The 25,359-nt window shown below is 72.6% G+C and carries 20 protein-coding genes; 5 read left to right on the top strand and 15 right to left on the bottom strand.

Annotated features, from left to right (window positions below):
- Positions 1–201: 201 nt before the first annotated feature.
- From AGRA3207_RS22925 to AGRA3207_RS22910, 4 genes are read left to right on the top strand one after another with little or no spacing between them, the layout of a single operon-like run.
- Positions 202–1,740 carry a TIGR02677 family protein gene (locus AGRA3207_RS22925; protein WP_231329101.1) on the top strand — a complete coding sequence of 513 codons (1,539 nt, stop codon included), beginning with the start codon at positions 202–204 and terminating at the stop codon, positions 1,738–1,740.
- Complete coding sequence (locus AGRA3207_RS22920) at positions 1,733–2,962, top strand: TIGR02678 family protein (protein ID WP_231329100.1); 1,230 nt, start codon at positions 1,733–1,735, stop codon at positions 2,960–2,962. Before AGRA3207_RS22925 ends, AGRA3207_RS22920 begins: the two co-directional genes overlap by 8 nt.
- Entirely contained in the window at positions 2,959–7,029 is a 4,071-nt protein-coding gene (locus AGRA3207_RS22915; protein ID WP_231329099.1) for a TIGR02680 family protein, read from the top strand. Before AGRA3207_RS22920 ends, AGRA3207_RS22915 begins: the two co-directional genes overlap by 4 nt.
- Entirely contained in the window at positions 7,026–8,270 is a 1,245-nt protein-coding gene (locus tag AGRA3207_RS22910) for a TIGR02679 family protein (protein ID WP_231329098.1), read from the top strand. Before AGRA3207_RS22915 ends, AGRA3207_RS22910 begins: the two co-directional genes overlap by 4 nt.
- 154 nt (positions 8,271–8,424) lie before the next feature.
- Here AGRA3207_RS22910 and AGRA3207_RS22905 read toward each other — a convergent pair whose 3' ends face one another.
- The 10 genes from AGRA3207_RS22905 to AGRA3207_RS22860 all read right to left on the bottom strand — a co-directional run bounded on the left by AGRA3207_RS22905 (position 8,425) and on the right by AGRA3207_RS22860 (position 19,386).
- Positions 8,425–8,781, bottom strand: coding sequence for a peptidase inhibitor family I36 protein (locus AGRA3207_RS22905; RefSeq protein WP_231329097.1), 357 nt, complete (start codon positions 8,779–8,781; stop codon positions 8,425–8,427).
- A 196-nt stretch (positions 8,782–8,977) separates the two neighbouring features.
- Positions 8,978–11,452: a tetratricopeptide repeat protein gene (locus AGRA3207_RS22900; RefSeq protein WP_231329096.1), complete on the bottom strand. Its 2,475-nt coding sequence runs from the start codon at positions 11,450–11,452 to the stop codon at positions 8,978–8,980.
- Between the two features lie 532 nt (positions 11,453–11,984).
- Positions 11,985–13,724, bottom strand: coding sequence for an acetyl/propionyl/methylcrotonyl-CoA carboxylase subunit alpha (locus AGRA3207_RS22895; protein ID WP_231329095.1), 1,740 nt, complete (start codon positions 13,722–13,724; stop codon positions 11,985–11,987).
- 172 nt (positions 13,725–13,896) lie between these two features.
- Positions 13,897–15,507, bottom strand: a complete 1,611-nt coding sequence (locus AGRA3207_RS22890; RefSeq protein ID WP_231329094.1) for an acyl-CoA carboxylase subunit beta — start codon at positions 15,505–15,507, stop codon at positions 13,897–13,899.
- A 46-nt stretch (positions 15,508–15,553) separates the two neighbouring features.
- Positions 15,554–15,967, bottom strand: coding sequence for a nuclear transport factor 2 family protein (locus AGRA3207_RS22885; protein WP_231329093.1), 414 nt, complete (start codon positions 15,965–15,967; stop codon positions 15,554–15,556).
- Positions 15,968–16,005: 38 nt separating this feature from the next.
- Positions 16,006–16,737 (bottom strand): SDR family NAD(P)-dependent oxidoreductase, encoded by a 732-nt coding sequence (locus tag AGRA3207_RS22880; RefSeq protein ID WP_231329092.1) that lies wholly within the window; start codon positions 16,735–16,737, stop codon positions 16,006–16,008.
- A 44-nt stretch (positions 16,738–16,781) separates the two neighbouring features.
- Positions 16,782–17,744 (bottom strand): MBL fold metallo-hydrolase, encoded by a 963-nt coding sequence (locus AGRA3207_RS22875; RefSeq protein ID WP_231329091.1) that lies wholly within the window; start codon positions 17,742–17,744, stop codon positions 16,782–16,784.
- Positions 17,741–18,712 (bottom strand): aromatase/cyclase, encoded by a 972-nt coding sequence (locus tag AGRA3207_RS22870; RefSeq protein WP_231329090.1) that lies wholly within the window; start codon positions 18,710–18,712, stop codon positions 17,741–17,743. Before AGRA3207_RS22870 ends, AGRA3207_RS22875 begins: the two co-directional genes overlap by 4 nt.
- Positions 18,709–18,966 (bottom strand): acyl carrier protein, encoded by a 258-nt coding sequence (locus tag AGRA3207_RS22865; protein WP_231329089.1) that lies wholly within the window; start codon positions 18,964–18,966, stop codon positions 18,709–18,711. Before AGRA3207_RS22865 ends, AGRA3207_RS22870 begins: the two co-directional genes overlap by 4 nt.
- Positions 18,967–18,987: 21 nt before the next feature.
- Positions 18,988–19,386, bottom strand: coding sequence for a beta-ketoacyl-[acyl-carrier-protein] synthase family protein (locus AGRA3207_RS22860; protein ID WP_231329088.1), 399 nt, complete (start codon positions 19,384–19,386; stop codon positions 18,988–18,990).
- A gap of 5 nt (positions 19,387–19,391) precedes the next feature.
- On the opposite strand from AGRA3207_RS22860, the gene AGRA3207_RS22855 reads away from it, so the two are divergent.
- Positions 19,392–19,877, top strand: coding sequence for a flavin reductase family protein (locus tag AGRA3207_RS22855; protein WP_231329087.1), 486 nt, complete (start codon positions 19,392–19,394; stop codon positions 19,875–19,877).
- A 115-nt stretch (positions 19,878–19,992) separates the two neighbouring features.
- Here AGRA3207_RS22855 and AGRA3207_RS22850 read toward each other — a convergent pair whose 3' ends face one another.
- The 5 genes from AGRA3207_RS22850 to AGRA3207_RS22830 form a co-directional block, all read right to left on the bottom strand.
- Positions 19,993–20,811 (bottom strand): AfsR/SARP family transcriptional regulator, encoded by an 819-nt coding sequence (locus tag AGRA3207_RS22850; RefSeq protein WP_231329086.1) that lies wholly within the window; start codon positions 20,809–20,811, stop codon positions 19,993–19,995.
- Positions 20,812–20,906: 95 nt separating this feature from the next.
- A complete protein-coding gene (locus AGRA3207_RS22845; protein WP_231329085.1) occupies positions 20,907–21,137 on the bottom strand; it encodes a ferredoxin in 231 nt (76 codons plus the stop codon).
- The gene (locus tag AGRA3207_RS22840; protein WP_231329084.1) at positions 21,130–22,380 is read right to left on the bottom strand and encodes a cytochrome P450; all 1,251 of its coding nucleotides are present in this window, start codon (positions 22,378–22,380) and stop codon (positions 21,130–21,132) included. The genes AGRA3207_RS22845 and AGRA3207_RS22840 overlap by 8 nt, the downstream gene beginning before the upstream one ends.
- Complete coding sequence (locus AGRA3207_RS22835) at positions 22,377–23,930, bottom strand: aldehyde dehydrogenase family protein (RefSeq protein ID WP_231329083.1); 1,554 nt, start codon at positions 23,928–23,930, stop codon at positions 22,377–22,379. The genes AGRA3207_RS22840 and AGRA3207_RS22835 overlap by 4 nt, the downstream gene beginning before the upstream one ends.
- The gene (locus tag AGRA3207_RS22830) at positions 23,927–25,327 is read right to left on the bottom strand and encodes a cytochrome P450 (RefSeq protein WP_231329082.1); all 1,401 of its coding nucleotides are present in this window, start codon (positions 25,325–25,327) and stop codon (positions 23,927–23,929) included. Before AGRA3207_RS22830 ends, AGRA3207_RS22835 begins: the two co-directional genes overlap by 4 nt.
- Positions 25,328–25,359 lie beyond the last annotated feature (32 nt).

The raw sequence follows: 25,359 nt of genomic DNA, 5'->3' as shown, positions 1-25,359 counted from the left end.
CGCATGCCGCCATTGCCGGTAACGGCGGCTCCGACAGGCTTTCAAGCGTACGGCCGCAGCCCGGAACCAGGTGGCGAAGTGCGGCAGCAGGACGTGACCGCCGGGAGCGGCTCACCGGTCTCGGCGGGCGATCTGGCAACGCGTGGGCCCTGGTGTGGCGGAGTGGGCACATTCACGCGGGTTCAGGGTGACAATGGATCGGTGGCGGATCCGGGCTCGGGGGCGGCGTGGCCGCAGCCGTTCGCACATCTCAGCGCTCCCAACGCGGCGCTCTACCGGGACGTGCTGTGCTCGTTCGCACGGGCCAAGGAACGGTTCATCGTCCACCTGCGTCCCGAGGACGTGGCGGCGGAGTCGCGGCGCGAGAGTGACGAGCAGCTCGCGCAGGCACTGGAGAAGCTCGTGGAGTGGGGGAACCTGCGGGCCGACGCCGACACCGGCCGGGTGACGAGCGTCGAGGACTTCCACCGCAAGCGGCTCCTGTTCCAGCTCACCCCGGCCGGTCACGCGGCCGAGCAGGCGATCGCGTTCTATGAGGAGGCGATCGGCCAGCGCGGAGTGCTGCAGTCGGTGGCGCTGGCCGACATCGCCGACCGGCTCGCGGCCCTGTCGGCGCTCGCGGGCGAGGACGACCCGGATCCGGCGAAACTCCACCTGCTGCTGCTCGCACTGGCGGACCGGTTCTCCTCGCTGGCCGACAACGCGCAGGCCTTCATGGCGTCGCTGCGGCGGGCCATCGACTTCTCGGACGGGGACGTCGAGGGGTTCATCGAATACAAGGAACGGCTCATCGAGTACATCAACCGATTCATCGCGGATCTGGCGAACTCCGGGGCCACGATCGCGACGCTGCTGAACGAGGTGGAGGCGCGCGGCCACGAGCGGCTGCTCGGGCTGGTGGCCCGGCGGGAGGCGGCCGACGCGGCTCCGTCCGGCGCGGACGCCGCCGAGGCGTTCGGCCGCGCCGAGGCCGCGGCACTCGAGTCGTGGCGCAACCGGTGGCGTGGGCTGCGGGACTGGTTCGTCTCCGGCGGGACGGACCGCCCATCGCAGGCGCGGCTGTTGCGGCGGTCGGCGGTGACGGCGATCAAGCAGCTGGTCGACACGGTCGGGCTGCTGAACGAGCGCCGCTCGGGCCGTTCGGACCGGTCGGCCGATTTCCGGGCGCTGGCCCGCTGGTTCGCCGAGGCCCCGGACGAGGCGGCGACGCACCGGCTGTGGCGGGCGGCCTTCGGGCTGACCTCCGCGCGGCACCTGACCGTCACCGCGGTGACCGTGGCGGCATGGGAGCAGGACGCACCGCAGGGCGTGCCCTGGGCGGACGCGCCGCCGGTGCGGATCTCGCCGCAGCTGCGCCGGACCGGTTCGTATGAACGGCGGGGCAAGCCCAACCGCGTCCAGGACCGGTCGGAGATGCGGCGGCTGCTGCGCGAGCGCGCCGACCGGGAGGCCGCGGAGACCGCTGCGGCGCGCACCCGGCTCCGCACCGACGGGCCCGTCCGCCTGTCGGAGCTCGGAGTGCTGGACGCCCGGGCGTTCCGGCTGTTCCTGTCCCTGCTGGGGGACGCCCTCGCGGTGCGGCTGCCCGGCGACACCGAGGTGAAGGCCGTCACCGGGGACGGGTCCATGGAAGTGCGGCTGTCCCTCGTCCCGCACGGCGGGCAGGTGCACATCGTGACCGAGGACGGCGTACTCAGCGGACCTGAGCACCTCATCGAGATCACGGATCTGCATGAGTGAGGAGAACCCGGCCCGGAGGGCGGCGCTGCGGGCGCTGTTACGGCGTCCGCTGCTGACCGCCGAGTCCGACCCCGAGGCTTTGGCGCTGGTCCGCAGGCACCAGGCGGAGTTACGCGACTGGCTGAGCCGGGAGACGGGCTGGCGGCTCCAGGTGGACGCCGATACGGCCCGGCTCTTCAAGACGGCCCCGACCCTGGAAGACGGCACCCACCCGGCGCGCGGCAAGGCGGGGGAACCGTTCGGGCGGCGCCGCTACGTGCTGCTGTGCCTGGCCCTGGCGGTGCTGGAGCGCGCCGACGCCCAGACGACGCTCGGCCGGCTCGCGGAAGAGGTGCTGAACGCGGCCGCCGAGCCCGGTCTGGCGTTCCCGTTCGGCCTGGACGGCCGGGCGGAGCGCTCCGACCTGGTCGCGGTGGTGCGGCTGCTGCTCGGATGGGGTGTGCTGCGGCGGGTCTCCGGGGACGAGGAGTCCTACCTGGCGGCGACCGGGGACGTGCTGTACGACGTGCGCCGGGTCGTCCTCGCGAGTTTGCTCACCGGCGTGCGGGGGCCGTCCACCGTCGTCGCGACGGGCTTCGAGGAGCGGCTGGCCGAGCTGACCGACGAGCCCGTCCCCGACACCGACGAGCTGCGCAACCGGACACTGCGGCGCGGGCTGACCCGCAGGCTGCTGGAAGACCCGGTGGTGTACTACGACGACCTCGATGACGCCGAACGCGCCTACCTGGTGTCCCAGCGCGCGGCGATCACCCGCCGGATCGATGAGGCCACCGGCCTGGTCGCCGAGGTGCGCGCCGAGGGTGTGGCGATGGTCGACCCGGACGACGAACTGACCGACGTGCGGATGCCCGAGCAGCGCACGGACGGGCATGTGACGCTGCTGCTCGCCGAGTACCTGGCCGGGCGGAAAGAGGCGGGATGGGATGAGCTGACCGACTTCGTCCGGGACATGGCCGTCCGGCACAGGACGTACTGGCGCAAGGGGGTGACGGAGCCGGGCGCCGCGGAGGAGCTGCTCGGCATCGCGCTCGGGAAGCTGGCGGCGCTGCGGCTGGTGGAGCAGCTGCCCGGCCGGGTCAGGGCGCGACCCGCGATCGCACGTTACGCGGTGGAGGAACCGACCGTCCGGGTCTCAGGGCAGTTGCCGAAGGACACGGGCGATCGTCCCGTTACGGACGACACTCGTCCCCTCACCGACGACACGAGGAGGGCCGACACGTGACGGAGGTCCCCGTCGCGGCGTCCGAGCGCTGGAAGCCGCTGCGCGCCGGACTCGTCGACATGTTCTACTACGACGTCGAGGAGTTCTGGTTCCACGACGGGCGGCTGCTGCTGCGCGGCAACAACGGCACCGGCAAGTCGAAGGTGCTGGCGTTGACGCTGCCGTTCCTGCTGGACGGGGAGCTGGCCCCACACCGGGTCGAACCGGACGGCGACCGCCAGAAGCGGATGGAGTGGAACCTGCTGCTCGGCGGCCGCCATCCGCATCCGGAGCGGCTCGGCTATACCTGGCTGGAGTTCGGGCGCCGCCACCCGGACGGCACCGAGGAGTACCGGACGCTGGGCTGCGGGCTGAAGGCGGTCAAGGACCGCGGGATCGTCCGGCACTGGTTCTTCGTCACGTCCCGCCGCATCGGCGTGGACCTGTCGCTGGTGTCGGAGGGCGGTGTCTCGCTGACGCGGGAGAAGCTGCGGGAGGCGGTGGCCGGCCACGGCATGCTCTACGACGGTGTGACCGAATACCGGCGTGCCGTCGACGAGGCGCTGTTCGGCCTCGGTGAGCACCGTTACAAGGCACTGGTCAACCTGTTGATCCAGCTCCGGCAACCGCAGCTGTCGAAGAAGCCGGACGAGCGGCTGCTGTCCCGCGCGCTGACGGAGGCGCTGCCGCCGCTCAGCCCGACGCTGATCACGACGGTGGCGGAGGCGTTCCGCGGCCTGGACGAGGAACGGGACGCCCTGCACGCCCTGGAGGACGCGCACAAGGCCGCCACCGGCTTCCTCAGGCACTACACCGGATACGCGCGGATCGCGGCGAAGCGAAGGGCGGCCGGGCCGCGTCTCACGCAGAGCCGGTACGAACATCTGAACCGCGACCTCACCGACGCGGAAACACGGTTCACCGCGGCGAACGATGAGCTGGCAGAGGCGGCGCGGCTGCTGGAGGAGCTGGAAGAGGCGGAGAAGCGGCTGGGCGCGCGCCGGCTGGCGCTTGAGGCGAGCCCCGAGATGCGCGATGCCGAGCGCATCAAGCAGATGGGCGAGGAGGCGGGCCGCCGGAACTCCTACGCGGCGGCACGCGAGCGCGACCGCGACGGGCTGGCCCGCGAGGTGGAGCGCAAACAGTCCCGGGCCGGGACGGCACGATCCCGCGAGGAGAAGGCCGAAGCGACCTTCACCACGGTGAGGGACGGGGCGGCCGCCCTGGCGAAGGCCGCCGGATGCGGTCCCGCCCACGCCGCGGCCACGGACGGCTGGGAGGCCGACCTTGCCGGGGCGCACCGGGCCACCGGCGCCCTGGCCGCCGCCCGGTCCCAGGCCCTGGCCGAGCTCGACCGGCTGCTGGCGGAGGTCGCCGCCGCCCGGACCCGGCTGGATGCCGCCACCGCCGAGGCGGAGCGGCTGCTCGCCGAACTCCAAGCCGCGGACGGACGCATCGACGCGGCCGAGGCGCGGACGCGGGCGGAGGCCGCGCGGCTGCTGGACGACCACGTCGCCTACTTCGCCGGGCTCACCGAGATCCGGGTGGACGATCCGGACGCGGTCCTGGCGGAGCTGGAGGGGTGGGCGGTGACCGCCGAGGGCCGGAACCCGGCCGCCGGCGCCGTGGACGACGCGGCCCGCGAGGCGACCGCGTCCCTCGGCGGCCAGGTGGCCGATGCGGAGACCCGGCGGCGGGCGGAGCACGCGGCGGCGCAATCGCTCCTCGACGAGATCGGACGGCTGGAGTCCGGCGAGCACGACGTCCCGCCCGTCCCCCACACGCGCACCGCCTCCCGCGAGGGCCGTCCGGGCGCGCCACTGTGGAGGGTCGTCGATTTCACCGACACCGTGCCGGACGATCACCGGGCCGGCTTGGAGGCCGCGCTGGAGGCGTCCGGCGTCCTGGACGCCTGGGTGACACCGGACGGCGCCCTCGTCGGGGAGGACGACATGTTCGTGCTGACCGGCGAGGCCGTCCAGGGTCCGTCGTGCGCGCTGGTGCTGCGTCCCGCCATCGACCGCGCCGACCCGGGGGCCGCCGCCATCGGTGACGATGCCGTGCGGGCCGTCCTCGCCGGGCTGGGTCTCGGGCCGGGCGCGCGGACGTGGGTCGCGGTGGACGGGCGGTGGGCGAACGGCGTCCTCGGCGGTTCCTGGCGCAAGGACGGAGCCCGCTTCATCGGCGAGGGCGCCCGCGAGGCCGGCCGGCGCGCCCGCCTCGTCCGGCTCCGCGCCGACCTCGACGCGACCCGCACCAGGATCGACGCACTCGACAGGGAACTGGAAGCACTGTCGGCCCGGCAGAATATCTTGGCGGCCGAACATCGGAGGGTGCCGCGCGACACCGACCTGCGCGAGGCGCACGTCCGCCTCGCGGGTGAGCATCGCAGGCGGCAGGACCTGGGCGCCGAGCGCGTCCGCGTCGACAAGATCGTGGTACGGCGGCGCGAGGAGGCCGCGGCGGCGACGGTGAACGCCGCCGAGTTCGCCTCGGACGTCGGCCTCCCGACCGGCGAGGCCGAACTCTCCGAGGCACGCGACGCGGTCAGCGACTACCGGCTGGCGCTCGCCGAGCTGTGGCCGGCCGCGCGGGGGCTGCTGGCGGCGCGGGAGCTGGCACGCGACGCCGCCGAGGAGCTGGCGGATGTCCAGGGGCGGCTGGCGGAGGCGGCGGAGCGGGCCGCGGAGGCGCGCGGGCAGGCCGTCACGGCCGCCGAGCAGCACCGGACGCTGGTCGAGACGGCGGGCGCCGCCGTCGAGGAGTTGTTCCGGCAGCTCGAACAGGTGAAACAGGCCATCACCGAACGGGACCGCGCCGAATCGGCGGCGCGCGGGCGGGAACGGTCGGCGCTGGAGGCGCGCGGCAAGGCCCAGGGGACGCGCGATCGCCTCCGCGCCCAGATCACCGAAGCCGCCAGCGCCCGCGACGAGGCGGTCGGAACCTTCCGGGCGTTCGCCGCGACGGGTCTGCTGGCCGTCGCGCTGCCCGGCCTGGACGTCCCGGACCCAGAGCAGGAGTGGGCGGCCAAATCCGCCGTGCTGCTGGCCCGCGCCGTCAACACGGAGCTGAGCACCGTCGACGACGGCGACGGCCCGTGGGACCGCGTGCAGAAGAGGGTGGCCGAGGAGCACAAGCTGCTGTCGGACGCGATGTCCCGGCACGGCCACTCGGTCGGCCTGACCCTCCGCGAGGGGATCATGGTCGTGGACGTGCTGTTCCAGGGCCGCCCCCGGGACGTCCCCGGTCTGGCGGCGGCCCTGGACGTCGAGATCGGGGATCGGGCGCTGCTGCTGTCCGCCCGCGAACGGGAGATCCTGGAGAACCACCTGCTGAACGAGGTCGCCGGCACCCTCCAGGAGCTCATCGCCGCCGCCGAGGACGAGGTGCGGGAGATGAACGCCGAGCTCGCGTCCCGTCCGACGTCCACCGGTATGCGGCTGCGGCTGGTGTGGAAGCCGGCGAAGGGCGCCCCGGACGGGCTGGACCGTGTCCGGGAGAGGCTGCGGCAGACGATCGACGCCTGGTCGCTGGACGACCGCGCCGCGGTCGGCCGGTTCCTTCAAGAGCAGATAGCCCGCGAACACGCCGACAACCCGTCCTCCGGGTGGACCGAGCAGCTCACCCGCGCGCTGGACTACCGGTCCTGGCACGCGTTCACGATCCAGCGGCTCCAGGACGGGCAGTGGCGTCCCGCGACCGGGCCGGCGTCCGGTGGCGAACGGGTGCTCGCCGCGTCCGTGCCGCTGTTCGCCGCCGCGTCCGCGCACTACAAGTCGGCCGGCAACCCCTACGCGCCTCGGCTCGTCGCGCTCGACGAGGCGTTCGCCGGAGTGGACGACGACTCGCGCGCCAAGTGCCTCGGCCTGCTCGCCACCTTCGACATGGACGTGGTGATGACCAGCGAGCGCGAGTGGGGCTGCTATCCGCAGGTACCCGGCCTGGCGATCTGCCAGCTGTCCCGGCGTGACGGCATCGACGCCGTCCTGGTGACCCCGTGGCGCTGGGACGGCCGGGACCGCACCCGCGCGCCCCTGCCCCGGCCGGAGTCCGAGCCCGCGACCGGGCAGGCGGGGCTGTTCGGATGACCGACACCGGCCGGCTGCGGCGGCTGCTGGGCGGCCCCGACACGGCCTGGCTGGTCCAGCGGGTCCGACGCCGGCTGGAGCGCGGCGGTGCGCTCTCCGGGACGGTCACCCTGGCCGGGGCGACCCCGTCCCAGCGGCGGGCGGTCGAACTGCTCCTGGGCCGTCGCGCCGCCGCCGGGGCATCGCTGTCGGTCTCCCTCGCCGAGGTCGACCGTGTGCTGCGGGCCAGCGGTGCCTCTCCAGGCGGGCTCGCCGCCGCCGTCGAGGTCTTGGGCGGTCCGGTCCCCGACCTGGTCCGGGAGCGGGCCGAGACGGCCGCCGCCTGGGCGTCCGCCTTCGACCCGCTGGACGAGGCGGTCGCCTGCCGTCCCGAGCTGGCCGACTGGCACGAGCGGCTGGGCTCCTCCGGCCTCGTCCGGCGTCTGACGTCCGGACCCGGGGAGGCCGCGGCGATGCTGCGGCGGCTGGCCGCGGTCGTGCGGGCTCTGCCGGCCTCCGACGTCCCCCTCAGCCGATTCGCCGCCGAGACCTGCGGCGACGCACATGCCCTGGACGACGGCCGGCCCCTCGCCACGCTGGCGCTCTCCAGCGCCCGCGCCCTCGTCGGGCTGCCCTTCGCCGCGGACGGCGGCGCTGAGAACCGCCGCGGCACCTGGGCCGCGGTCGGGGTGCATCTGGACGAGCTGTCCTCGACCGTTCTGTGCCTGGGGCTTCCCGGCGACACCACCACGGCGACCGGCCGGATGCTCGCCGCCATGCGCGGCGAACCGGTGTCGCTGACCTTGCGCCAGCTCCGCCGCCGAGCCGCCCCGATGCGCGCCGGGCTGGTCCGGATCTGCGAGAACCCTGTGGTGCTCACCGAGGCGGCCGACGCCCTCGGCCCGTCCTGCCCGCCCCTGGTCTGCTGCAACGGGCGCCCATCGGCCGCGGTGTGGCGCCTGCTCGAACTCCTCGCGGACGGATCCGCCGAGTTCGCCTACCACGGCGACTTCGATTGGGGCGGAGTCGCGATCGCCACCGCCGTCCGCACCCGCATCGGCTGGCGTCCTTGGCGCTACGACGCCGCCGCCTACCGCGAAGCGGCCTCAGACACCCCCCTGACCGGACGCCCTTCGCCCACCGCCTGGGACCCCGCACTGGCCACGGCGATGAGCGAACGGGGAGTACGCGTCGAAGAGGAACACGTCCTTTCCGATCTCATCACCGACCTCGGCACCGCGACGACGCACGGGGCCGCGTGAACCGTGTGGGGTCTCGCCGACGAGGAGCATCGCGGCGAGCGAGCAGCCGAACGTCTCGGACGCGACGTACTCGATGTCCTTCTTCACCCGCGCTCATGATCGCGCTCAGGGCGGTCGGTCCCACGCGATCGGCGGGCGCGATGTCGTCTGCCGGTCAGTAGGGGCAGGGCTGGAGCGATCTGGTCAGGTCGTCGAAGACGCCCAGCGTGGGAAGGTCCCTTCCGGAGAGGGCGCGTCCGTCCGCGCCGCCGTAGTACTTGCCTGCGTACAGGCACCAGTCTTCGTTGTCGTGGTTCTTGAGGCTGCTGATGTTCTTATCGAGTCCTTGGCGGGTCAGGTCCGGCTGAGGCTCATAGAACACTCCTTTGTGCCCCTGGAAGTTCGCGTGTTCCCAGACGCATAGGGCGCCCGCAGGGCAACTGTCGTCCGCCGAGGCGGGGACGACCGTGCCCATCAGGGCCCCTGTGGTGATGGCGGCCACGGCGAAGGCGATACGGGAGGGGGTCTGCATGGGAGCTCCCTTTGGATCGGCATGCTGCAGGCAGGCGGGCAGGCCGCCGGACGGCCCTCGACCCATGATGTGCGGAGCGTGGTTGAGTGAACACCTTCAGTTAGGACAGGTCATTGTCGCCCTTGGCGCCAAGATGCGCGCGGGCAGACATGGCTTCGGCGATGGCCATCAGCTCGTCGAGGGCGTCTCGTCGGGATCAGGCGGGCGGCTGCTCGGCCTGGGCCTGCTCGGCCCGTTCCACATTGCCGCGCACGACCTTGGTCGTCGGGTGGTCGGCGCCCAGCACCCGCTCGCAGTCGGCGAGGGCCTGCCGGTACAGCCGGATCGCCTGGCCGAGATCTCCCGCCGCCTGACGGACGTAGGCGAAATTGTTGCGGGAGATCAGGGTGTCGGGGTGATCGTCGCCCAGCACCCGCTCCCGGTCGGCGAGCGTCCGCTCGTACAAGGGGATCGCCCGTTGGAGATCACCCGCCGACTGGTAGGCGTGAGCGAGGTTGTTCCGGGAGTTCAGGGTGTCGGGGTGATCGTTGCCCAGCACCCGCTCCCGGTCGGCGAGTGTCTGCTCGTACAAGGGGATCGCCAGGTCGAGACTCCCTGCCGACTGGTAGACGTGGGCGAGGTTGTTGCGGGATTGCAGGGTGGCGGGATGGTCGCCGCCCAGCACCCGCTCCCGATCGGCGAAGGTCTGCTCATGCAGGGTGATCGCGCGATCCAGATCCCCCGCGGTCTGGTAGGCGCTGGCGAGGTTGTTGCGGGAGAGCAGGGTGTCGGGATGGTCGCCGCCCAGCACCCGCTCCCGATCGGCGAGGGTCCGCTCGTACAGCGGAAGTGACCGGTCGAGGTCCCCCGCCGACTGGTAGGCGTGAGCGAGATTGTTGCGGGAGAGCAGGGTGTCGGGATGGTCATCGCCCAGCACCCGCTCCCGGTCGGCGAGGGTCCGCTCATAAAGCTGGATCGCCCGGCCGAGGGCCCCCGTCGCCTGGAGGGCGTTGGCGAGGTTGTTGCGGCAGTTCAGGGTGTCGGGATGATCGCTGCCGAGCACCTGTTCCCACTCGGCGAGGGTCCGCTCGTAGAGCGGGATCGCCCGGCGCAGATCCCCCGCCGACTGGTAGGCGCTGGCGAGGTTGTTGCGCGAGCGCAGGGTCTCGGGGTCGAGGTCGCCGCGGAGGCGCTGGTCACCGGCCAGGCCGCGGGTGTAGTAGGCGATGGCGCGCTGGACGGCTCCCTGGCCGTTCAGGAACGCCGCCGTCCAGTTGAGCAGGGGCAGGATGTCCAGGGTGTCGGCGTCTGGGTCGGTGTGGACGGCGAGCGCGTCGATATGCGGCAGCAGCGTCCGCCACAACGGCCACAGCGCCGGATCCCGGAAATCGGAGGGACGGGCCCGGTTCAGCAGCTGCGCCGCCTGGTCGCGGGCGGCGGCGATGTCGTCGGGACGCCGGTGCGGGTCGGTGGCGTCCGGAGTGCGCGCGACGGCCTGGACCAGCCGGTGCACCGTGACCGTCCCGGCGTCCAGGGAGACCATGTTGTAGGCGGCCAGTTCCCCGAGCGCGGCGGCGACCTCCACCGCATCGCCCAGCGGGTCCAGCAGACCGCGGGGTATGGCCTCCGGCGCCCACCACGCCACCACCCGCAGCAGCCTCCCTGCCAGCGGCGTGCCGGCCAGAGCGTCCAGGGTGATGCGCCAGATCCCGGCGACGGTGCGTTCACCGTCGGCGCCGCGGGCGGTCCGGTCGTACATCACGGCCGGGTTCTCGCGCAGCAGCTCCAGGTACCGGGCCGGGGAGAGGCGGGTCTGGTGCAGGAACGCGGCGGCCTGCTCCACGGCCAGCGGCAGGCACCCCAGCTCGGCCACCAGCTCGGCGGCACCGGACGGCACCGGGCCCGTCTCCTGTGAGGGGACGACCCCCCGCACCCCCCGGAACGGGCCCGCGCCTCCAGCGTCACCGGACGCAGTGGTCCCGGAAATGATCCGGGTGAGCAGTTCCACCGCCTGCTCCTGGGTGAGGACCTCCAGCCGGACGACCTGCGCGCCGAGGCGGTGCCAGCCCTCGGCCAGGCGGCTGGTGATCAGCACCCGGCCACGCGCCGCGCGGTCCATCACCGGGGCGACGTCGGCGGGATCGTTGACGTTGTCCAGCACCAGCAGCCAGTCCCGGTGGCAGGCCAGCCAGTCCAGCGCCCACCCGGCCAGTTCCCGCAGGGACAGCACCGTCTGCAACGCCGGTTGCAGCGCCGCGGCCAGCGCCGCCAGACCCGCCTGCACCCCTTGCGGGGTGTCAGCGGTGATCCACCACACCGGGCCCCACCGGCCGGCGCGGTCGGCGGCGTAGCGGGCGGCCAGGGTCGACTTGCCGATGCCGCCCAGTCCGTGCACCGCCGCGACGACCACCCCGCTCGCCGCCTCCAGCACCGCGTCCAGCTCGTCCAGCTCGGCGCGGCGGCCGACGAAGAGGTGATGACGTCCGGGCACGTTCGCCAGCCCCGCCGGGGCCTCCACCTCCGCCGCCGGCCGCAGCGCGTGAGGCGGCAGCACCGCCTGGATGTTGGTCGTGTTGTCACCGGTCGAAGCGATGCCCGAGATCCGCCCCGCCCCGATCGACCGCTCCCCCGCCCCGGTCACCGGCGAGGGCGCGGAGGACGGCGGTCGCTCCGTCCCCTCACTGCCCGGCATGACCGCCATCATCGCCCCGCCCGGACGGCCCCCGAGGGTCATCGATCACATACGCCGCTTCCGGACACGTCCTCGCACGTCACCCGATCCGGACCCACGATCGCGACGGCGGGCCCGGCCACGTGAAACGACGCGCGCTCCTGAGGCGGAAACGCCCTTGCGAGAAGTGAATTGACTGGCCTGGCACCACGGCAGATCATTGGGCCGATTAACGCATCAAGGGCCGGCCTGCGGTGGCGATCAGCGCTGGGCGGGGATTTACTGGTAATAGCGCGTCCCGGTTCCCACGAATTCCTTTGATCCTGTGAGGCGTTGTCCCGGTCAAGGTGTGTACGAGCTGCGGACGGGAAGGCTGGTGGCCGACCGCAAGGTGCAGATCGGCGGGCGCAGCTGCCCCTCCGTCATCACGTACGGCTCCTTCCTGGGCACCGACCTCGGCCCCGACCCCAAGAGGTACGTGAAGCCGTCCCAGGACGACATCAGGAACGCCTTCACCCCCTCTCATCGACCACTGACGGCATCCGGCGGCCGTTCAGCCGGTGATGCGGCAGATGACGGTGCCGGTGGTGACGGTGGTGCCCGCGGTGACCGACAGGCCGGTGACGATCCCCGGCCTGTGGGCGTGCACCGGCTGCTCCATCTTCATCGCTTCGAGCATGGCGATCAGGTCCCCGGTGTTCACCCGGTCGCCCTCCTGGACGGCGATCTTGACGATCGTGCCCTGCATCGGCGCGACGAGGTCCTCGCGTGAGGTGACCGGGCGCGCGGCGGATGAGCCGGCGCGACGGGGACGGGGCGGTGGCGCGGCGGACCGGCCGAACGAGGCGGGAAGGGAGATCTCCACCCGGCGTCCCTGCACCTCCCCGACGAGGGTCGTCCACTCGTCGGCGGGTTCGTCCGATACCGCCGCCGGCGGGCCGGACGGGGGGAGGCGGCCGGCCAGCTCGGTCTCGATCCAGCGGGTGTCCACGGCGAACGGAGCCGCGACGAAGGCGGGGTCGTCGACGACGTGGCGGTGGAACGCCAGCGTGGTGGCCGGTCCCTCCACCCGGAACTCGGCCAGGGCGCGGCGGGCGCGGGCGAGGGCCTGCTCCCGGTCCGCGCCGGTCACGATCAGCTTGGCCAGCATCGAGTCCCATGCCGGGCCGACCACGGTGCCGGCTTCGGCGCCCGCGTCCAGCCGGACCCCGGGGCCGGACGGCGGCTCCCAGCGGACGACACGGCCCGGGGCGGGGAGGAAGCCGCGTCCCGGATCCTCGGCGTTGATCCGGAACTCGATCGCATGGCCGCGCGGCTCCGGGTCGCCGTATCCGAGCGGAAGGCCGCGGGCCAGCCGGAACTGCTCCGCGACCAGGTCCAGGCCGGTGACCTCCTCGGTCACCGGATGCTCGACCTGGAGGCGGGTGTTGACCTCCAGGAACGAGACCGTGCCGTCGGCCGCGATCAGGAACTCGCACGTGCCGGCCCCGACGTAGCCGGCCTCCCGGAGGATCGCCTTGGACGCGTCCCGCAGCTCGGCCTCCTGCCCGTCGGAGAGGAACGGCGCGGGGGCCTCCTCGACCAGCTTCTGGTTGCGCCGCTGGAGTGAGCAGTCGCGGGTCGACACGACCACGACGTCGCCGTGCACGTCGGCCAGGCATTGGGTCTCCACGTGCCGGGGGCGTTCCAGGTACCGCTCCACGAAGCACTCTCCGCGGCCGAAGGCGGCGGCGGACTCCCGGACGGCGGACTCGTACAGCTCCGGGATCTCCTCGCGGGTGTGCGCGATCCTGAGCCCGCGTCCGCCGCCGCCGAACGCGGCCTTGACGACGATCGGCAGGCCGTGCCGGTCGGCGAACTCCAGCACCTCCGCGGCACCGCCGACGGCGCCGGTGGTGCCGGGCGCCAGCGGCGCGCCGACGCGCGCCGCGATCCGGCGTGCGGACACCTTGTCGCCGAGCACCCGGATGGCCTCCGGCGGAGGCCCGATCCAGACCAGGCCCGCGTCGAGCACGGCCTGCGCGAACCCGGCGTTCTCCGAGAGGAACCCGTACCCGGGGTGCACCGCGTCGGCGCCCGATTCCGCGGCGATCCGCAGGAGTTTCTCCTGGTCCAGGTACGTCTCGGCCGGGGTGTCCCCGCGCAGCGCGAACGCCTCGTCGGCCAGCCGGGCATGCGGGGCGTTCCGGTCAGGGTCGGCGTAGACCGCGACCGAGGCGAGGCCCCCGTCCCGGCAGGCGCGGGCCACCCGCACCGCGATCTCTCCGCGATTGGCGATCAGTATCTTGCGCATGGCGTCCCCCACGGCCGCTCCCACGGATTCGGAAGATGAACGGCGTGACGGACCCACCGGACCGGGCCGGCCCCCCGGAACCCGGCCGGTTCCGGCGCCCGGCGGACGGCCGCCAGGAGCACCACGGCCAGCGCGAACAGCTCCTCGTCGTCAAGGTGGCCCTTCACCAGCCTCATTGCGGCTGGTTCCCGTGCTTGCGGAAAGGCAGCGCACGGTGCTTCGCCCGGAGCATCGCCAGCGACCGGACGAGCACGGACCTGGTCTCGGCCGGGTCGATCATGTCGTCCGCCAAGCCCCGTTCGACGGCGTAGTGGGGGTGCATGAGCTCGTCCCTGTACTGCGCCACGCGCCGCCGCAGCGCCTCGTCCGGATCCGCCGCCGCCTGGATCTCCTTGCGGAAGATGACGCTGGCGGCGCCCTCGGCGCCCATCACCGCGATCTCGTTGGTGGGCCAGACCAGGGAGAGGTCCGCGCCGATCGAACGCGAGTCCATCACGATGTAGGCACCGCCATAAGCCTTGCGCAGGATGACCTGGATCCGCGGAACCGTGGCATCGCAGTAGGCGTAGAGCAGCTTGGCCCCGTGCCGGACGATGCCGCCGTGTTCCTGGTCGGCCCCCGGCATGAAGCCCGGCACGTCGACCAGGGTCACCAGCGGGATGTTGAACGCGTCGCACATCCGGACGAAGCGGGCCGCCTTCTCGGAGGCGTGGACGTCCAGCACACCGGCCAGGTGCGCGGGCTGATTGGCGACGATCCCGGTGACATGCCCGTCCAGCCGGGCCAGCGCGCAGACGACGTTGGCCGCCCATCGCTCGTGCACCTCGAAGAACTCGCCGTCGTCCACGATCTCGGCCATGACCGCGCGCATGTCGTAGGACCGGCCGGGGTCCGCCGGCACCAGGTCGAGCAGCCGGTCGGCGCGCCGGTCGGCGGGGTCGCCGGACGGCGCGGCCGGGGGCGGTTCCCGGTTGTTCGACGGCAGCAGCGACAGCAGGTACCGCACGTCGGTGAGGCAGCTCTCCTCGTCGTCGTAGGCGAACGCGGTCACTCCGGAGAGCGAGGCGTGGGCGTCCGCGCCACCGAGCTCGTCATGGCCGATCACCTCCCCGGTGACGGCCCGGATCACGTCCGGGCCGGTGACGAAGAGCTGGGCGATGTCGCGCACCATGAAGGTGAAGTCGGTGAGCGCCGGGGAGTACGCCGCACCGCCCGCGCAGGGCCCGAGGATCACGCTGATCTGGGGGATCACCCCGGAGCTGCGGACGTTGCGCTGGAAGATCCCGCCGTACCCGGCCAGGGCCGTGACGCCCTCCTGGATCCGCGCGCCCGCGCCGTCGCACAGCCCGACGATCGGGGCCCCGGTGCTCTCGGCCAGGTCCATCACCTTGTGGATCTTCTCCGCGTGGGCCTCCCCCAGCGCGCCGCCGAAGATCCGGAAGTCGTGGGCGTACGCGAAGACGGTCCGGCCGTGGACCAGGCCCCAGCCGACGACGACCCCGTCGGTGTGCGGACGCCGCGCCTCCAGGCCGAAACCGGTGGCGCGGTGCCGGCGCAGGGCCTCGATCTCGGTGAACGTCCCCTCGTCGAAGAGCAGCCCGAGCCGCTCGCGCGCGGACAGCTTGCCCCGGGAGTGCTGCGCCATGGTCGCCTTGGGGTCGCCCCGCCGGATGCGTTCCCGCAGCGCCGCCAGCTCCGTCACGCGTTCGCGGAGCGGAGGCGGAGCGGGGGGCGGGGCCGGGGAGGGCGGAGTCGCGAGAACGCGCTCGTCCGCGATGCTCATTCGTGTCCCTTCGTCAATATCCGTGCGGTCCGGACGATCTGCAGGATCAACGAAGCCGGTCGTTGACCAGCGTGCGGCGCCGGATCAGGAATTCGCCGCCCGCTTCGACGAGGACGTCCTGCACGGCGCCACTGAAGGAGACGTAGGGGGCCTCCCCCGGTTTCGAGTTCAGCACGATCGCATAGGTGAAGCAGTCCAGCGTGTGCTCGTCGATGCGATCGACCTTCATGTGCCCGAACCAGTGCCGGCGCCGCACGTCCGGGTTCTGGGAATTCGAGGGATGGTCCAGCATTTCCGCGAGAATGCCGGCACGTGTCCGAGCCGGTGGGCTCCCCTGGGAATGCTCGAACTCTCCGTCCGGGGTGAACCATTGGACGAACTCGTCGAGTTTCCCGTCGTCCAGGGTCTGCATCACCTCCGCGTAGAATCTCTGTACCGCCACATAGGTGTCGTTGCTCACCGCTGACATGAAAACCTCCGGACGAACACTCCTGTTCGTCAAGCGAGATGTGCACCGCCGTCGACGTACAGGACCGTGCCCGTCGTGTACTCGGCCCGGGACAGCGCGAAGACCGCGTCGGCGACGTCCCCGGGAAGGCCGACCCGGCGCAGCGCGGTCGTCGTCGCCACCCGCTCCTTGATCTCGGTGAAGCCGGCCGTCCACGGTGTGTCGATCAGGCCGGGGGCGACCGCGTTCACCCGCACCTCGGGCCCCACGACGGCGGCCAGCAACCGCGTCATGTGCTCGACGGCCGCCTTGCTGACGGCGTACGGGATCGAGCTTCCCGCCGGGCGGCTGCCGGCTATCGACGAGATGTTGACGATCGCCCCGCCGGCCGATCGCCGCAGCGCGGGCATCGCCGCGACGCTCAGGTTCCACGTGCCGACGACGTTGAGCCCGAGGATCCGCTGCCAGTCCTCCTGCGTGACCGAGTCCAGATCGCCGTGGGGTATCGGGCGGGTGCGTCCGGCGTTGTTGACGAGGACGTCCAGGCGGCCGAAGGTGGCGATCGTCTCGTCGACCAGGTCCCGGACCTGGTCGTGGTCTGCGATGTCGGCCTGCCGGTACATCGAATGGGGAAGGGAGGCGGAGAGCGTCTTCCCGGCGTCGACCGAGCGTGCCGAGTTCAGCACGACGCCGAAGCCGCCGGCGGCGAATCGGCGGGCGACGGCCTCGCCGATTCCCGAGGTGGAGCCGGTGACCAGGGCCACCGGTCTCGAATCCGGCATATCGATCATCTCCTTTGCGGTCTTCGGTCGGTCCGGCGTTCCGTTCATGCGAGGCAGGCCGGTTCACCGTCGTTGTAGGCGACCATGTCGGCGAGAACGTCCGCGTAGTCGATCGGCCCGCCCGGTGTGGCATCGTCCATTTCCAGATAGGCCCGGTGCAGGTTCCCGACGATTCGCTCCGTGTCGATCCATTGCCCGTACCGGCCGAGGTCGGCACCGCCCGCCACTTCCAAAGGCGTCTCACCGGCAGCCGTCCCGGATTCGGCCAGCCGCAGGATCCATCGCAGGTAGGAGGCGTTCTCCTCAAGCACGTCCGGGCCCGCCACCGGGCCGTGCCCGCAGACGACGGTCCGGGGGCCGAGGTCCCGCAGCCGCTCGATGGCGGCCAGGGTCCCCCGGACGGAACCGAAGAGATGGAATGGGGTGACCTGGGAGAACAGCACGTCCCCCGCGAACAGGATCCGCGGCCCGGGCAGCCAGACCACGAGGTCGCCCTCGGTGTGGGCGGGACCGACATGGACGACCTCCGCGGCCTCGGATCCGTAGCGCAAGGTCAGCCCGTCCGTCACCGTGATGTCCGGCAGGACGAGCTCGATCTCCCCCCAGTCCGTCCCTGGCCAGAGCCCGGTCAGCGCCAGGCCGTGCCGGTCCATGTCCGTCCGGCAGTCCTCGTGTGCGATCACCGTCGTGGCGGGCCCGAACACGTGGTTGCCGAACGTGTGATCGCCGTGCGCATGGGTGTTCACCACCACCCTGCGCGGTCCGGACGCGAGGCCGTCGACCGCGTCGCGCAGCCGTTTCGCGCGGGTCTCGGTGGCCGCGGTGTCGATCACCAGCGCCCCGCGGCCGTCGACGACGATCCCGGCGTTGTTGACGCACCAGCCCCCGGGGGCCTGCTCGTACACGTGGACCCGCCCGGCGAGCTCGATCACCTGAGCCGTGGTCGTCGGCGTCGTGGTCGTCGATGCCCTGGTCGTCGACGCCGCGGTCGTCGGCGTCGCGGTCATTCGCGTTCCGCGGGGGAGGCGGAGGACTCGGCGTAGGCGCCGGCGAGCTCAAGGGTCTTGGTGCTGTTGTCGCTGAGGGCCCTCCTGACGAAGCGGCGGGCGTCCGCGAGCGTGGCCTCCGCGCCGAGCACGTCCTGGACCGATTCCGGATCCACCAGGACCATGTGACGCGCGGTGACCACCGCGCCGTCGCCCTGCGTCGCGCGCACGGCCCACTGTCCCGCGTGACCGATCAGGAGCTTCGGCGGCAGATGCTGCTTGTAGACGAGCGTGTCGCCGATGAGCAGGCGGGTCGACGAGGTCCGGTGCGTCGAGCCGTCGGGGGTCTCGGTGTCCATGGTGAGCCGCTGGACCCCGTCGGACTCGGACATCTGGGCCGCCTTGACGTGCGGTATGCGCTCCGCCCAGAGATCGCCGCGGGCCAGGAAGTCCATGACGTCCCGGGCGCGCCCCGTGGTGTAGACGACGTCGTCGAAGGCGAAGGCGGCCTCACCGGCGGAGCAGCCGAGTTCCGCGACACGGCGCAACGCGCCCAGTTCCGCCTCGCTGTTGTCGTCCAGGGCCCGGGCGATGGCGGCCACCGCGGCCGGATCGTCGTCGATCACCGCGTAGTGGTGCTGCAACACCACCTCGCAACGCGCGGGGCCGAGAGGGCGGAAGGTCCATTCACCGCCCATCGACGCCAGCGGCGCGGCGCTCCGCACCTGCCGGAAGGAGATCCGCAGCGCCCGGGGATCGAACCGGCGCCGCGACTCCCAGTTCTTCACCTGCCCGTTCACGGTGGCCCAGATCCGGAAGTGCTCGGCGCCCGGTTCCTCATGGGTCCGCTCGACGTGGACGGTCGGGCCGAAGATGACCGGCCATCTGGTCACGTCGGCGACCAGCTGGTAGACGGCCCCCGCGGTCGCCCGCACCTCGATCGTGTGGGTGGCGGTCCTGGTCTGCGGGACGGTCGCCGGCCCGGTCATCGCGCCTCTCCGATGAGCTCGTTGACGAGGTCGAGCATCTCCCTCGGCGTCTTGACCTCGACGAGCTCCTCTTCGGGGATGCTGACCCCCATCTCCTGCTTGATGCGGGCGGCGGCCTCCATCAGTGCCAGCGAGTCGTAGTCGAGCTCTTCGAACGGGGTGTTCAGCGCGTCGCCGTGCAGTGCGTCGCTCTCACCGGCGGTGGCGACCAGGATCCGGAACAGGGTCTCCTGGGTGATGAGGGGCGAAGACATGATCTCCTGCTCTCCAGGGTTTCAGCGGTTCGGGTGGGTCAGTACGAGCGCGGAGTTGAATCCCCCGTGGCCGCGGGCCAGCACGAGAGCCGCCCGCAGCGCCGCGCGCCGTCCTTCGCGGGCGAGGTCGAGACCGTACGCGCCGGGCACGTCGGTCGTGTTGACGGTCGGTGGAATGAAGGAGTCCCGGAACGCCAGCAGCGCCGCCGCCACGTCCAGCGGCCCGCCGGCGGCGCCGGCCCTGCCGTAGGCCGCCTTGGGGACGGTGACCGGGACGCCGAAGGGCCCGAAGACCTCGCGCAGGGCGGCGGCCTCCGCGCCGTCGAGGGCCGGAACCCCCGCGCCGTCGGCGAACACGACGTCGATGTCGCCGGGGGCGAGGCCGGCGTCGGCCAGGGCGCGCTCGATCGCGACGCGCATCGTCGATGGCCGCCCGCTCCCCGGCTTCGGATCGAAGGGCGCGCGCTCCCGACGGAACGCCGGTCGGCTGCACGATCAGCGCGTTCTGCTCCCTGTCCCTGGACCCGCCGCTCGTCCTGGTCTGTATCGGACGAGATCGGCGCATGCACGACAACCTCGCCGCCGCCGACGGTTTCGTCGTCAACGTGCTCGCGGCCCGGCAGGGTGAGATCGCACTGGCCTTCGCAGGACGATCGGCCGCCCGGTTCGCCGGGCTCCCGGCTGGCGCGGGACGGCTCGGGCTGCCCTGCATCCACGGTGCGGTGGCACGTCTGGAGTGCCGCCGGCACAGCATCCTGCCCGGCGGCGACCACGCGATCGTCGTCGGGGAGGTGGTCGACGCCGTCCACTCGCCGGGTGAACCCCTCCTCTACGTGGACGGGGTCCTGCGTGACTCCGCCGACGGCCCGGGCCCGCACGTGTTCGACTGGCTGACCTCCCCGCAGTGGTGACGCTCCGGCGTGCGGTGGGCTCCGGCGTGCGGTGACGCTCCGGCGTGCGGGGACGGGGCCCCGCGCCGGTGGAGCGGCCCCCGCACCGCGGGTCCGCTCCACCGGGGGCCACCGTTCAGGAGCTCCGCAGCAGCACCTCCGGCACCGTGTCGGCGTTGATGATGGCCTCCTGCAGATCCCGCAGCTTGCGGGCGGGCTCCAGCCCCAGCTCCGTGGTCATCGTCCGCCTGATCTTCTGGAACACGTCCAAGGCGCCCGCCCGGTTGCCCGAACGGTAGAGGGCCACCATGTACTGGGCATGCAGATCCTCGTGGAACGGGTGCCGCATGACCAGCGACGCCAGCTCCCCGAGAGCCGCCCGGTGGTAGCCCATCCGCAGTTCCGCCGCGATCCGCCTCTCGGTGACGCACAGCGCGGCCTGTTCGAGCCGGGCCACCTCGGCGCGCAACGCCGGCCCGTGCTCCACGTCGACGAGCGGTGACCCGGCGCACAGCTCCTCCGCGGCCCGGTACAGGCTCGCCGCCTCGTCGGTCCGTCCCGCGCGGTCGGCCAGCTCACCTCGATCGGCCAGCCTGTGGAACTCGTGGACATCGACCCATGCCTGCGCGGGGTCGAACACGTAGCCGGCTTTGACCGTGCGCAGCACCGAAGCGGAGATGGTCCGCGGGCAGACGTCCGACGCCTCCGCCAGTTGCCTGCGCACCTGGAGCACATAGGTCTGCAGTGTGATCGCGGCGCTCCGGGGCGGATCGTCCTCCCACAGCTCGTAGATCAATGTGTCCACGGAGAGGTGCCGGTCCAGGTTGAGCGCGAGCAGCGCCAGGAGCGTCCGGGGCTTGGCGGCGCTGGGGACCGCGGATCGCTGACGGGTCTTCACCTGCAGTGGCCCGAGCATCCGCGCTTCGATGTTGATGGTGGAACCGTCGATCGGCATGGCTTCACTCCAGAAGTGATTTCTACGGGGGAACTCGGGACATGCCGCCCACCGTGGAGGCGCACCTGCGTGGCTCCAGCCGGTCTTCTCGCTTCTCACTCCTCCGGGACGAGGCGCTCACCCGTTCGCGCGTCCCGAATGAAGATCGCGTCCATCGGACAGCCCTCGGCGGCCGCCAGCAGTGAAGGCGCCGCCTCGACCTCCGCGGCCAGCGGACGCGACAGCCCGTCCTCGACCTGGAAGTGGTCCGGCCGGGTCGCCGCGCAGACACCGGTCCCCGCGCAGCGGTCGGCCGCCACCGAGATCCACCATCGCGGCTCAGCCATGGACGCGCTCCGTCGCGCCGAGCGCTTCGAGCGCCTCCGGAGAGATCCCGGAGAACGACACCTGGAGACGGTCAGGGCCCCGCACGGCTATGTGCGGCCGATAGCGCAGGCTCTCCCGGACCAGGACCGGATCCGCGAAGGCGGTGGCGAACGCGCTGAGGGCGATGGTCGCCTCCAGCCGGGCGAGCACGGACCCCAGGCAGAAGTGGGCGCCGGCCGCGAAGCCCAGATGGCCGCCGTCTCCGCGGGTGATGTCGAAGACGTCCGGCGCCTCGTGCACATCGGGATCGCGGTTGGCGGCCGCCAGCAGCAGCAGGATCGGCGACCCGGCGGCGATCTCCATGCCGCCCACGGTGAGCGGCCCGCCCGCGATGCGCGTGACCATCTGGGCGGGCGCGTCGTACCGCAGGACCTCCTCCACCGCCGCGCCGGCGAGCGCCGGATCGTCGCGCAGCAGTCCGAGCTGGTCCGGGTGGCGCAGGAGCGCGAGCACGCCGTTGAGGATCAGGTTGGCCGTCGTCTCATGGCCCGCGACCAGCAGCAGGATGCACATGATCACCAGTTCGGTGCGGGTGAGCCGGTCCTCGTCCTCCCCGGCGGCGATCAGCTCCGACAGGATGTCCTCGCGTGGGTCCTTCGCCCGCGCGTCGATCAGCTCGGAGAAGTAGCCGGCGAACCCCTCCCGCGCCTCCTCGACGTCCGCGATCGTCTCGGCGTCGAGCCGTCCGGGCACCAGCCGGGGATCGACGGTGTAGGCGATCGCGTGGGCCCAGCGTTCGAAGACGGGGTGGTCGCGCCGTGGCACGCCGAGCATCTCGCAGATCACGCGGACCGGCATCGGGTAGGCGAACCGCGACGCGATGTCCGCGGTCCCCCCGCCTTCGGCGATCCCGGTCAGCAGCTCGCGGGCGATCGCCTCGACGCGCGGCCGCCAGCGTTCGATGACGCGGGGCTTGAAGGCCCGGCCGGCGAGCCTGCGCAGCCGGGTGTGGTCGGGCGCGTCCAGGTTGATGAGGTTCGGCTGCTGCGGGACCACGGTGATGCCCGCGCCCCGCCGGTCGCTGCTCACGCCGGGGCTCCGGAGGACCGCCTCGCAGTCGGCCCGCCGCGCCACCACGACCAGCCCGGAGACGGGGTCGAGCACGGGTGATCTTTCGCGGAGGACCCGCAGCGTGTCATAGGGGTCGGGGCGGGTCGCAGGATCGGCCAGCCTGGTCAGGAGGGCCGAGATGTCCGTCGTCACGGTTGCCGTTCTCCGTTTCGGGACGGCCGGCGGGTGCGCCGGCGGAGGGCCGGGCGGGCGGTGCCCCGTCCGGGGAGGGCGCCCGGCCCGGAGAGCAGGCGGACGATCCGGACGAGCGAGCGCATCGTCCGCGGGGATCTGGTGAAGGACGTGGGACGCAGCGGAGGCCGGAACAGCTGCCGGGTCGTGGCCTTGGACCGGGCGAACTCCCGGAGCCCGTCGGGGCCGTGGACGCGGCCGAAGCCCGAGTCCCCGACCCCGCCGAAGGGCAGCCCCGGGACGCCGGCGAACGCGATCACCGCGTTCACCGAGACCATGCCGGCCCGCAGGCGGCCGCCGATCGCGGCCCCGGAGCGGCGCGAGTAGACCGACGCCCCGAGCCCGTAGCGGCTCGCGTTGGCGCGTTCTATCGCCTCGCCGGTCGTCGCGACCCGGTTGACGACGAGGACGGGACCGAACGTCTCGTCGGTGAGGAGAGTCGATTCCTCCGGCACGTCGGCGAGAACGGCCGGGTGCATGTAGGGCGGGTCGAGGGAGTGTTCGCCGCCGAGCACCGCCCGGCCTCCCCTGGACAGGGCGTCCCGCAGTTGCGCCGCGATGACGTCGAGCCCGCGGGGGAGCACGATCGGGCCCAGGTCGGCGTCGGCGCCGGCGCCGGCCCGGAGCGCGGCGGCCCGTTCCACGACCAGGCCGAGGAACTCGTCGGCGACCTCGTCGACCACGTAGACCCGTTCAAGGCCCACGCAGGTCTGGCCCGCGTTGGTCATCGCGGCCCAGACGGCGGCGTCCGCCGCGGCCGGGAGGTCGGCGTCCGGAGCGACGATCATGGCGTCCTTGCCGCCGCCCTCGATCACCGCGGGGGTCAGGGTCTGCGCGCAGGCCGCCAGCACGAGCCGGCCCGTGGCGCTGGACCCGGTGAACGAGATCTTGTCGACGCCCGAGCGGCACAGCAGGGCGCCGGTGCCGGCGAGTCCCGTCACGACGCGCAGGACCCGGGGCCCGGGGACGGCCTCGGCCAGCGTCTCGCTCAGCCACTCACCGACACGGGGGGTGAGCTCGCTGGGCTTGAGGACCACGGTGTTGCCCGCCGCGAGCGCGGCGGCGACCGGGCCGATGGGGATGAAGGCCGGGTAGTTCCACGGGCCGATGACGCCGACCACGCCGAGGGCCCGGTACTCCAGGGTCGCGGCCTGGTTGGGCATCAGCAGGCCGGGGGCGACGCGGCGCCGGCGCAGCACGCGGCCGGCGTTGTCCGCCGCCCAGGCCAGGTGCCGCGTGACGAGGACGACCTCAAGCCGCGCGTCGTCGGCCGGTTTCCCGGTCTCCAGGCGGATGAGATCGATCAGGTCGTCCGCGCGGGCGAGGATGAGCCTGCGCCATGCGCGCAGGCGAAGGCGGCGGCCGCGGAACCCGAGCGCCTCCCACGCCGGCTGCACCGCCCGGGCGGCCGAGACGGCGGCGCCGACGGCCGCCTCGTCGGCCACGGGATGGTCCCCGATGACCCGTCCCGTGCGAGGGTCGACCGACGTGAACCGCGTGGCATCGCTCATGCGCCCCTCCCGCGTTCGCGCGGATGGAGTGTCACCCTCACCTCGGAGAGCGGCCGGAGCGAGATCGAGGTGTCGCCGTACCGCAGGAACTCGCCGGGGACCAGCCGCAGCCGGAACCGCTGGTTGATCATCGCGACGATCATCTTCAGTTCCAGGAGCGCCATGAAGTTGCCGATGCACATCCGGGCACCGGCCCCGAACGGGAAGTAGGTCGTCTTCGGCCGTCCGGCCGAGACCGCCGGGTCGAACCGGTGCGGGTCGAACGCCTCGGGGTTGTCCCAGAAGCGCGGGTTGCGATGGGAGACGAGCGGCGAGAGGAGCACGGACGATCCGGCGGGGATGTGGAAGCCCGCGAGTTCGTCCTGCCCGACGGCGTCCCTCGGATAGATCCAGATCGGCGGGTAGAGACGCAGGCTCTCGTCGACCACCTGGCCGGTGAAGCGCAGGTCCGGGACGTCCTCCGCGGACGGGGGGCGCCCGCCGAGGACGCCGTCGACCTCCGCGTCCAGCTCCTCCTGCACCGGCGGGTGGTTGGCGATCGACAGCAGCGTCCAGATCAGCGCGACGGCGGTGGTCTCATGGCCGGCGAGGTAGATGGTGAGGATCTCGTCGCGGATCTGCTCGTCGGTCCAGGGGCGGCCGCTCGCCGGATCGGACGCGGTCTCGATCAGCTTCATGAGCGGGCCCTCACCGGTGACGGCGTGGTGCCGCCTGATCTCGCCGACGAGGCGCGACAGGATCCTGCGGTCGCGCGCGATCACCCGGTTCCGCCTGGTGGGGAGCCAGCCGGGGACCATCTCGCCGATCGTGCCGTGCTTGAACATGACCTCGACGACGTTCCCCACCACGTCCTTCAGCACGGGTGCCGCCGGCCGGATGTCGTAGTCGAACAGCGAGCGGCTCAGCGTCACGAGCGTCAGCCGCAGCGTCTCGGTGACCAGCTCGACCGGCTCACCACGCCGTGCACGCGACTCCCACTCGTCGAGCATCTCGGTGGTGGCCGCGACGACGTTCGGGCCGATGGCGTCCACCGCCTTGCGGGTGAACACCGGCTGCATGGCCCGCCGATGCGCCTTCCAGTGGTCGCCGTCGGTGGTGAGGAGCCCCGTCCCCATCACCGTGCGGAACTGCTCGTAGAGGACGCCACGCCGGTAGTTCCCGCTGTTCTCCTTCAGCACCCGGCCCACCGCCGCGGGTTCCGTCACCAGGTGGACGGTGTACGGTCCGAGCCGCATGCGGCTGACCTCGCCGTGGTCGCGCTGCATCCGGAGCAGGAACTCGGCGGTGCCGCCCTTCCATTGCCGGAGGCTGCCCAGCACGGGGACCCCGCGGGGCCCCGGCGCCCGCGGCCCGGGCACCGTCGTCCCGCGCCTGCCCCTCGCCGTCGTGGTCGTCATGCCATCACCTCGTCGCATCGCTTGGGCGGCCG

This window comes from Actinomadura graeca (assembly GCF_019175365.1).
GTDB lineage: Bacteria > Actinomycetota > Actinomycetes > Streptosporangiales > Streptosporangiaceae > Spirillospora > Spirillospora graeca.
Note: the sequence above shows the minus strand (reverse complement) of the source record. Positions and strands in the feature narration are given on the sequence as shown.